The following is an 8,667-nucleotide window of genomic DNA, read 5'->3' as shown; positions in this document are numbered from 1 at the left end:
ATCACCAGCGACGTCGCGGGTGATCGTCAACAGGCCCCTAGCCTGAAACGTCAGAGGTTGTTGGTAATGAACTGCAGCATTTGATCCGCGGTTTGGATCGCGCGGGTGTTGGTCTCGAAGCCGCGCTGAGTCTCGATCATATTTACGAGTTCCTCGGCGATGTTGACGTTGGAACTCTCCAGCGCGCCGGCCTGTACCAAGCCGAGTCCGTTGAGCCCCGGTGTTCCGGGCTGCGGTGCACCGCTTGCGCCGGTTTGGACAAACAAGTTGCGGCCAATGGGCTTTAAACCGGCCGGATTGATGAAATCGGTCAGCCGTAGATTGCCTACCTGCGTTGGTGCGGGCGAGCCCGGCAGCTGTACGCTCACCGTACCGTCGGTGCCGATCGTTACACTTTGGGCGTTGGGCGGGATATTAATGGCCGGTTGTAGCGGCAGACCGTCGGCGGTCACGACTTGCCCCTGGTCGTCGATCTGAAACGACCCGTCACGAGTGTAAGCCAGTGTGCCATCCGGCTGTAGGATCTCGAAAAACCCCCGGCCATTGATGGCCAGATCGAGGGCGTTGCCGGTTTGTACGATATTACCTTGGGTGAACATCTTTTGCGTGGCCGCCACCCGGACCCCAGTGCCCAGCATCAGGCCGCTGGGCAGGCGGTTGTTCTGTGAGGACTGGCCGCCGGCTTGGCGAACCGTTTGATAGACCAGATCCTCGAACTTGGCGCGATCTTTTTTAAAGCCCGTAGTGTTCACGTTGGCCAGATTGTTGGCCACCGTCGACATACGTGTTTGTTGGGCGTCGAGGCCAGTTTTGGCGACCCAGAGAGCTGGATTCATAAAATCGATCTCCCCTGAACGTGTTTTTCGCAGGAATTTTTACGCAAATGTTGCGCCAGGCTTACGACGCACGCAGCAGGCGTTGCCCGGTCTCGTCATTGGATTTGGCGCTCTCCATGAGCTTCACGTACGCCTCGAAACGGCGGGCGTTACCGATCATGTTGACCAAGGCATCGACGGTATTGACGTTGCTGGACTCCAACGCCCCTGAGACCACGCTTACCCCGGCATCGGCTGTTGCGGCGGTGCCGCCTTCGAGACGGAACAGGCCATCCTCGCCTTTGCGCAGTGCGGCGGATGGCGGGTTCACCAGCCGCAGGCGGTCTACAACCGCCGGGGCGTTGTCCGGTTGCCCGATGGGGATGACGGTGATCGTGCCGTCCTGGCCGATGCTCACCTGCTTGGCCGGTGGGATCGCCACCGGCCCACCGTTGCCCAGCACCAATTGTCCGGCGCCGGTTTGCAGCAGTCCGCCGGCGGTAATCCGCAAATCACCGCGCCGGGTGTAGGCTTCGGTGCCGTCCCTCGCTTGCACCGCAAGCCAGCCTGCACCGTTGAGCGCTACGTCCAGCGAGCGCCCGGTGGTTATGAGGTGCCCCGGCGCGAACGAGCTGCCCAGGGCGGTTTCCACGGAATACACCCGGCTTGGGTAGCCGGGTCCCGCAACGGGGCGGCTCAGCAAAGCATCCAGATCGGCCCGAAATCCCGGTGTATTGGCGTTCGCCAGGTTGTGGTTGTTGACTTGTTGGGCTTTTAGCGCGTGTTTGGCGCCGGTCATGGCGATGTAGAGATACCGGTCCATATGTGTGGCCCCCGGGGTCGGGGGCGGTCACCATGGGGAGGTGGCCGCCTCGAGCGTTAACGGATGTTCAGGATGCTCTGGGTAATTTGGTCCTGAGTGCTGATCATCTGGGAGTTCGCCTGGAAATTGCGCTGCGCGGTAATCATGTGCACTAACTGTTCGGTCAGGTTGACGTTCGATTTCTCCAGCGCCCCACCTTGTATCGTGCCCACCCCGGAGGAGCCGGGTGCGGCGGTGACCGGCGCTCCGGATGCAAAGGTCTCGGCCCAATGGGTATCACCGATTTGCTGGAGGCTCTGCGGGCTGGGAAACCGACTCAGAGCGATCTGCCCCAATGTTTGAGACTGGCCATTGGTGAAGCGGGCGAGGAGGCGGCCGTCGTCCTCCACCCCGAGGTTCGTGAACTGTCCTGTCGAAAATCCGTCCTGTGACAGTTCTTTGACATCGAACACGGAGCCATACTGCGTCAGCGACGAGTAATCCACGCTGATGTTGGAGGTGCCGGCGCCGGCATAGTTGAAGGAGTAAGTCGTGGCTCCGGTGGCGGATACAAACTCTCCACGGCTATCGAAGGTCACCGTCGCCGGATCCTTGGCGCCGGTCCCATCGTCGCCGTCGGCATAGATATCCCAGACGTTGTCGCTTTGCTTCTGAAAGTAGAGCGTGGCGAAATGATCCTTGCCTTGGGCGTCATAGACCGTCGTCGAGGTTGAGAAGTTGTAAGTTGCAGGGTCCGCCGCATCGAAAGCGGTTGGTATGGTCGCGGCACGGGCGTCAAGGTTCGCGCTCAGGCCGATATTGGCGGTCGCCTGGGGGGCGACGTTGCCGATGTTGACCTGGAGATCACCTAGGGCGCCGCTGATGGCGCCGTTCGATCCGGCCTGATAACCATTCAGGCGATGCCCATCCGCATCGACGATGAAGCCGTCGCGATCGAGCTGGAATGCTCCGTTGCGTGAATAGGCGGTAGTGCCGTTGGCATTCAAGGCAAAAAACCCTGTGCCGTTCACAGCGAGATCCAGCGTGTTGCCGGTGAAATCAAACTGCCCTTGGGTAAACTGTTGGGTTACCGCGGCCAACCGCACACCTTGGCCTATGCTGGTTTGCGCTGTTCCGACGTTGCTCAAAGCATAGATGTCGGCAAACTCGGCGCGCGAGGATTTGAATCCTGTGGTCGCGCTGTTCGCCACATTGTTGCCGGTTACATCCAGATCGGCGGAGGCCGCATTGAGACCGGTCAAGGCCGTTTCAAAAGACATGGCTTGTTCCTCTCATCCTTATTTCACTTCCGTGATCGCATCGAGGCTGACTGCGCCCAGGCCCGTGAGGTTGAGTTCGAGGTTTTGATCCGTACCGAGCGTTACGCTATCGACCGTGGCGGCGGTGCGGGTTTGCAGCGCTACCGTTTGGCCGTCCAGCTCCGATTGGGCCTGCAGTCGGTAGCGTCCGGCCGGCATCCGCTTGCCGTCAGTGTCATGCCCGTCCCAAGATAAGGCCGCATCGCCGGTGGGTTGGGGGCCGAGCTCGAGCGTGCGCACGCGCTGTCCGGCCTCGTCCAAGACGGCAACCGTCAGATTCCTGACGGCGGAGGGCAGGTGCACTGTGGCATCCATGGTCCCGCCGGCCGGCAAATAACCCTGCTCGGATTGCACGACGACCTGGCGGCCGACCAGCGACGCCGCCTGCAGCGCCAGATTGCTTTGCATGTTGGTTTGAAATGCTTGAAAGGAGCTCTGCAGCTGCTCGATCCCGGACGCCGAGGTGAATTGGGCGATTTGCGTCAGAAACTCGCCATTGGACATGGGCTTCAAGGGGTTTTGGTTTTGTAGCTGAGCGACCATCATCTTGAGAAAGTCGTCCTGGCTCACCTCATTGGTGGCCGGTTTGGGCGCCTGTGCAGTGCCGCCGATACCGTTGCCGGTCAATGCCGATAAATCGATCATGGCTGCCCCTCCGGGCTCATCTTCCGAGTCTCAAGGTTTGCAAGAGCAGATCGCGTGAGGTGCTCACCACCTCGACGTTGTTCTGATAAGAGCGCGAGGCCGAGATCATGTTCACCATCGCTTCCACCGTGTTCACATTGGAGCGGTAGACATAGCCATCGGCGTCGGCCAGTGGATTATTCGGTTGGTACAACGGCTCGGCGGCGGCGGAGCTGGTGACAACGCCGCGCAGCTGTACCGGTACCGCTGAGACGGTGTCGTGGGCGGTATTGAGGGCGGCGGCGAATACTGGTTGCCGGGCCTTGTAGGCCCGCTCCGGTGTACTCGCCACCGTGTCGGCATTCGCCATATTGCTGGCAGTGATGTTCAGCCGCAGCGCCTGCGCGCTCATCGCGGAGCCGGCTACATCGAAGATGTCGAATAGGGCCATGATCACTCTCCCTTGATGGCGCCGAGGAGGCTGCGGATGCGCCCGCCGAGGAACTGCAGCGCCGCCTGGTACTCAAGCGTGTTTTGGGAAAAGCGCGCGCGCTCACGGTCGAGCTCGACCGTATTGCCATCCAGCGACGGATTGGCCGGCACACGGTATTGGATCGTCGAATTCCCGACACTCAGACCCCCCGGCCTAATATGGTGAGCGTGCGTCGTTCGCACGGTTGCGTTGTCGGCCCGTGCCTGATGTAGGACATTGGAAAAGTCGAAATCGCGCGCCTTATAGTGGGGGGTATCCGCGTTGGCGATATTGCTCGCCAGCAGTTGGGTGCGCTTGGCGCGCAGCTCGAGCGCCTGCGCGGGCAAGCCGAAGACTTTGTCTAGAGAGATGCTCATTAACGGGTTCCCTCGCTGCAGATGACGTGGCGGTTACTAAGCAACATGCATGCCATATTCCAAAATACGTGTTTGGTGTCGGGTCTCCGCTTTACGCAGAAATTGGCAAGGGAAATGCATAGATAGTGCTGAGTCCGATTGTAAACAGGGCATATAAATGACTCGGCAGTTCTCGATTCTGAGTCTTCAGCTTGCTGTGGCATTCATTCTTGCAGCCAGTGTGCTGGTGACGGGTCGATCCGCCGGTGCCGCCGAGGGGGGCTATCAGCCACTTGCGGCGATCTATGAAGCGGTTGACCGATTCGTACGCGAACGCTCTCAGGGGCCGGGGGTGGTTGACGGGGTCGTTATCGAACACCTTGATCCCCGCCTGCGATTGACCGCCTGCGGGGGGGCGTTGCAACCTTTTTTGCCTTCGGGGCAACCGAGCGCCGGTCGCTTGACGGTCGGTGTGCGCTGCGCGGCCCCGAAGCCGTGGCGCTTGTATGTTCCGGTGCGGATCACGCAGCATGTGGAAGTGTTGATCGCCGCGCGCCCGTTGCCGCGAGGGATCGCGTTGAGCGCGGATGCGATCCGGCATGGGCGTCGCGATCCGACAGATTTGTCTGGAGCGTGGTATACGGAACCCTCGCAACTGCTCGGCTTGGAGACGCGCCGGGCGATCCGGGCCGGTGAGGTGCTCTCGCCGCAGCTGCTGAGTTCGGCGCGCCTCATTCGTCGGGGTCAAGAGTTGGTCTTGTTCGCGACCTCGGGGTCGATGACCGTTACGGTGAAAGGCAAAGCGCTGGAAGATGGCGTCGAAGGCGATATCGTGCGTGTACGTAATCTCTCTTCCAATCGCGTCGTGGAGGGGCGAGTCGTCGGTACTGACAAGGTGCAGGTCAGCTTATAGGGGGCGTGTTATTCTGCGCCGGACTATAAAGTTTTCGCCGCTGCGGTCGATCGCTGATCCAAGGGGTATAACGTGGGGGGCGGTTCCGCTGCCAGCGGCCGGACCAACGAACTGCAAGGAGTTTGCGAGATGACCGACCCCATCGATAATAGAGCAAATGTCACACGCTCCCAGGTCTTGGGTACCGAACAGCGCAGCCATGCCAAGGCCGTATCGGCCGAGTCCCCTGCAGTCGCTCGTTCGGATGCCAGCCTGCAATCCAACCGGCTGCAGGCTGTACGTGATGCAATCGAGCACACACCCGAGATCGATTCGAGTCGAGTGGCGAGCATCCGTGAGCGTATCGCCCAGGGCGACTACCCAGTGAACGTTGAGCATATTGCCCAGCGGTTTACAGCGTTCGAGAAGTTGCTGCAAGGCTGATGGGATGAGCGTTGTGGCGACTCGCATTCGCTCTGCCTTGGAGGATGCCAAGGCGGCGCTCGAGCGGCTCACGCAGTTGCTGGTCGACGAGCGCTGTGCGCTGGGGCAACGGGCGGCGCCGGTGCAGCTGGAGCGCTTGGCGGCGGGCAAACGGGCCACTGTCGCGGCGCTCGAGCGAGCCGACGCCGCGCGTCGGCGCGCCTTGCACGAGGCGGGTTACGACTCGCCTACGCGGGCGATGGAGCAGTTTCTGCGGCTTGCGGAGGCCTCGGATCTCGTCGCTTCGTGGCAAGGCCTTCTAGTCAAGTTGCGGGAGGTGCGTGCGCTCAACGAGGCGAATGGGCTGGCGATTCGACGCAGCCAGGCGTTTGCCAGTGCCGAGCTTGGCCTGCTTCAGGGAGAGACGGAGGCGGGTGGGGCGCTTTACGATGCCGCCGGAGGCCGTGGCCACGCCGCGCGCGGCCGAATCATATCGCGCGCTTAGCCTGCATCAGCAGGCGTTCGGGCGACGCTCGTGCAAGCAGGCGGGCTTTAGCTCGTCGCTGCATGAGGACGCCGGAGCCTAGCGTAACCGCATAAACAACACGCTTGCTGCTTTGGAGAATTCGAAGCGGCAGTAGGTGCCGCGGCTATGAATTTGGTGGAGCCAGGCGGGATCGAACCGCCGACCTCTTGCATGCCATGCAAGCGCTCTCCCAGCTGAGCTATGGCCCCAATAAGAACGCGGAATTTTAGGATTGCCTCGAATGGGTGTCAAGCGCCGAGCCGACCTGGCCCAGAACGCGCTGGATCCAGGATGTTGCCGTTTCGATTCGGCGCAAGGTGGTCTCACGCCCAAGGATCGACAGAGTGATATCGATCGGTGGCGATACGGGGCCGCCGCATACGGCTATTCGTAATGGTTGAGCCACGGCGCCGAGCTTAAGCCCGGTGGTTTGCGCGACGGTCATTACCGCACTATGCAAGGCCTGCGGCGTCCAATCTGGCAATGCGGACAGTTCAGCCCGCACTCGAGCAAACAGCTCAAGCGTTTCCATGCTAAATACTTTACCCGCCGCTTTTGCATCATAGTTGGCTGGGTCTCGGTAAAAGAACAGGCTTTGCTCAGCCATTTCTAGCAGCGTTTTGCTCCGCTGTGCCTGGCTTTTCACGATCTCCTCGATTGGAGGGCCGTCGGCCGGATCGATTCCACGTATCCCCAAGTGCCAGTTCAGGTGACGGCCTACATGGGCCGGCTCGGAGGTCATCAAATAATGCTGATTCAGCCAGAGCAGCTTGGCGCGGTTCAAGCTGGCCGCCGATTGATTGATGTCATCGATGTCGAAACGCTCCACCATCTCGTCGATCGAGAAGATCTCCTGGTCGCCATGAGACCAGCCCAGGCGGACTAAGTAGTTCAGCACCGCCTCAGGCAGAAACCCCTCATCCCGATACTCCATGACGCTGGCGGCGCCGGTCCGCTTGGAGAGCTTTTTGCCACCCTCGTCGAGAATGATCGGCACATGGGCGTACACCGGCGGCGAAACGCCGAGCGCCTTGAGGATATTGACCTGCCGGGCGGCGTTGTTGAGGTGATCGTCGCCGCGGATGACATGGGTGATCGCCATGTCCATATCATCGATTACCACGACGAAATTATAGGTGGGTGTTCCATCGGCGCGGGCGATGATGAGATCGTCAAGTTCCCGGTTGTCGAATATGACCTGTCCGCGGACTCGATCATCCACGACGGTTTGTCCTTCCTCGGGTGTTTTGAAGCGGATAACCGGCGGCTCATCGATGTTCGCTGGCGGTTTGACAAGTCGTCGGCAGCGGCGGTCGTAGCGCGGCTTTTCCTTGCGTGCGAGCTGCGCCTCGCGCAGTTGCGCGAGGCGCTCGCGCGAACAATAACAGCGATAGGCACTGCCTTGTACAAGCAGCGCCTGGACCATTTCTTGGTACCGCTCGAAGCGTTCAGTCTGGAAAAGCGGTCCTTCATCGTAGTCCAACCCCAACCAGGCCATGCCTTCGAGGATGGTGTTGATCGCCTCGCGGGTCGAGCGTTCGCGGTCGGTATCCTCGATACGAAGGACAAACCGCCCGCCGTGGCGGCGAGCGTATAGCCAGCTGAACAAGGCCGTGCGCGCGCCGCCGATGTGCAGGTGGCCGGTCGGACTGGGGGCAAAACGAGTCTTTACGATCATTGCTGGCCCTTCGTAGACAAACACTCGACCCGCCATGGACATCAGGCGGTCACAAGCATAGTAGAAGCCAGAATGATATCAGCTTGTCAGAAAAAGACAGAAGCAAGCAAAAGTTATTCGTTTGACAAGCCTTAAGAGCGCGCCCTAAACTGCGGCGATTGAGGGGCGGCTAGCTCAGCGGGAGAGCACTGCCTTCACACGGCAGGGGTCGCTGGTTCAATCCCAGCGCCGCCCACCATAAAAACAAAGCCAGAATAAAAACAAAGGGTTAGGCCAAATGCCTAGCCCTGTGTTTGTTTCTGGGGGTGCAAATCCCGTTACCCCCCACAAAAAACCCGACGCTCGGTCACGCACCCAGGCGAAGCCACCAAAGCGCCCGTAGCGGCGTTTTCGGCGTTGGCTGTGCCGGGTAGGCCGCAATCGTGGCTGTGAGCGGCTTCTAGGCGGGATATCAGCGGCGTGGTGCGAGCCAGGGGTGTAAAGTGAGAGGCATCATCGGGCTCCAAGGTGCCGGTAGAGTTGTCGCATCGCATCACGGGCCACGCACAAACGCCAGATCCGCTGCCCAATAGCATCACCCGGAACTTGACACCTAATGGATGTCCCCTATTTTCCTATTTATGCCTCTAATTTAAGTCGAGGAACCATTCTCAGTAACCGGGGATGGACGGTGTGATTCAAAGCCAAGGCTTGGTTCTCATTATGTTTTAATGAGTTGTCAGAAAGCCCGTTTTAACAAAAATGGAGATGCCAAGTTTTC

At 60.2% G+C, this 8,667-nt stretch carries 10 protein-coding genes and 2 tRNA genes; 4 read left to right on the top strand and 8 right to left on the bottom strand.

Annotated features, from left to right (window positions below):
* Positions 1 to 50 precede the first annotated feature (50 nt).
* The 6 genes from flgG to flgB form a co-directional block, all read right to left on the bottom strand.
* On the bottom strand, positions 51 to 836 hold the full coding sequence (flgG, locus tag NB231_RS05185; protein WP_005000342.1) for a flagellar basal-body rod protein FlgG: 786 nt from the start codon (positions 834 to 836) through the stop codon (positions 51 to 53).
* Positions 837 to 897: 61 nt separating this feature from the next.
* Positions 898 to 1,638, bottom strand: coding sequence for a flagellar basal body rod protein FlgF (locus tag NB231_RS05180; protein ID WP_005000341.1), 741 nt, complete (start codon positions 1,636 to 1,638; stop codon positions 898 to 900).
* 56 nt (positions 1,639 to 1,694) lie between these two features.
* On the bottom strand, positions 1,695 to 2,897 hold the full coding sequence (gene flgE / locus NB231_RS05175; protein WP_005000340.1) for a flagellar hook protein FlgE: 1,203 nt from the start codon (positions 2,895 to 2,897) through the stop codon (positions 1,695 to 1,697).
* Positions 2,898 to 2,915: 18 nt separating this feature from the next.
* Positions 2,916 to 3,581: a flagellar hook assembly protein FlgD gene (locus NB231_RS05170; RefSeq protein WP_005000339.1), complete on the bottom strand. Its 666-nt coding sequence runs from the start codon at positions 3,579 to 3,581 to the stop codon at positions 2,916 to 2,918.
* Between the two features lie 16 nt (positions 3,582 to 3,597).
* Positions 3,598 to 4,011 (bottom strand): flagellar basal body rod protein FlgC, encoded by a 414-nt coding sequence (flgC, locus tag NB231_RS05165; RefSeq protein ID WP_040661870.1) that lies wholly within the window; start codon positions 4,009 to 4,011, stop codon positions 3,598 to 3,600.
* A 2-nt stretch (positions 4,012 to 4,013) separates the two neighbouring features.
* Positions 4,014 to 4,409 (bottom strand): flagellar basal body rod protein FlgB, encoded by a 396-nt coding sequence (flgB, locus tag NB231_RS05160; protein WP_005000337.1) that lies wholly within the window; start codon positions 4,407 to 4,409, stop codon positions 4,014 to 4,016.
* A gap of 157 nt (positions 4,410 to 4,566) precedes the next feature.
* Between flgB and flgA the strand changes: the two genes are divergently transcribed.
* The 3 genes from flgA (at position 4,567) to flgN (ending at position 6,208) form a co-directional block, all read left to right on the top strand.
* Entirely contained in the window at positions 4,567 to 5,301 is a 735-nt protein-coding gene (gene flgA / locus NB231_RS05155) for a flagellar basal body P-ring formation chaperone FlgA (protein ID WP_005000336.1), read from the top strand.
* A 129-nt stretch (positions 5,302 to 5,430) separates the two neighbouring features.
* A complete protein-coding gene (gene flgM, locus NB231_RS05150; RefSeq protein ID WP_040661866.1) occupies positions 5,431 to 5,724 on the top strand; it encodes a flagellar biosynthesis anti-sigma factor FlgM in 294 nt (97 codons plus the stop codon).
* A 4-nt stretch (positions 5,725 to 5,728) separates the two neighbouring features.
* Positions 5,729 to 6,208 (top strand): flagellar export chaperone FlgN, encoded by a 480-nt coding sequence (gene flgN / locus NB231_RS05145; protein ID WP_005000334.1) that lies wholly within the window; start codon positions 5,729 to 5,731, stop codon positions 6,206 to 6,208.
* Positions 6,209 to 6,362: 154 nt separating this feature from the next.
* Here the strand turns inward: flgN and NB231_RS05140 are convergent.
* Both NB231_RS05140 and gltX read right to left on the bottom strand, forming a co-directional pair.
* Positions 6,363 to 6,438, bottom strand: a tRNA-Ala gene (locus NB231_RS05140).
* A gap of 17 nt (positions 6,439 to 6,455) precedes the next feature.
* Positions 6,456 to 7,907: a glutamate--tRNA ligase gene (gene gltX / locus NB231_RS05135; RefSeq protein ID WP_005000332.1), complete on the bottom strand. Its 1,452-nt coding sequence runs from the start codon at positions 7,905 to 7,907 to the stop codon at positions 6,456 to 6,458.
* Between the two features lie 163 nt (positions 7,908 to 8,070).
* On the opposite strand from gltX, the gene NB231_RS05130 reads away from it, so the two are divergent.
* Positions 8,071 to 8,145, top strand: a tRNA-Val gene (locus NB231_RS05130).
* Positions 8,146 to 8,667: the final 522 nt, after the last annotated feature.

The organism is Nitrococcus mobilis Nb-231, assembly GCF_000153205.1.
In the GTDB taxonomy this organism is placed as follows: Bacteria; Pseudomonadota; Gammaproteobacteria; order Nitrococcales; family Nitrococcaceae; genus Nitrococcus; species Nitrococcus mobilis.
The sequence above is the reverse complement of the archived record's forward strand: the minus strand, read 5'-3'. Positions and strand labels throughout refer to the sequence as shown.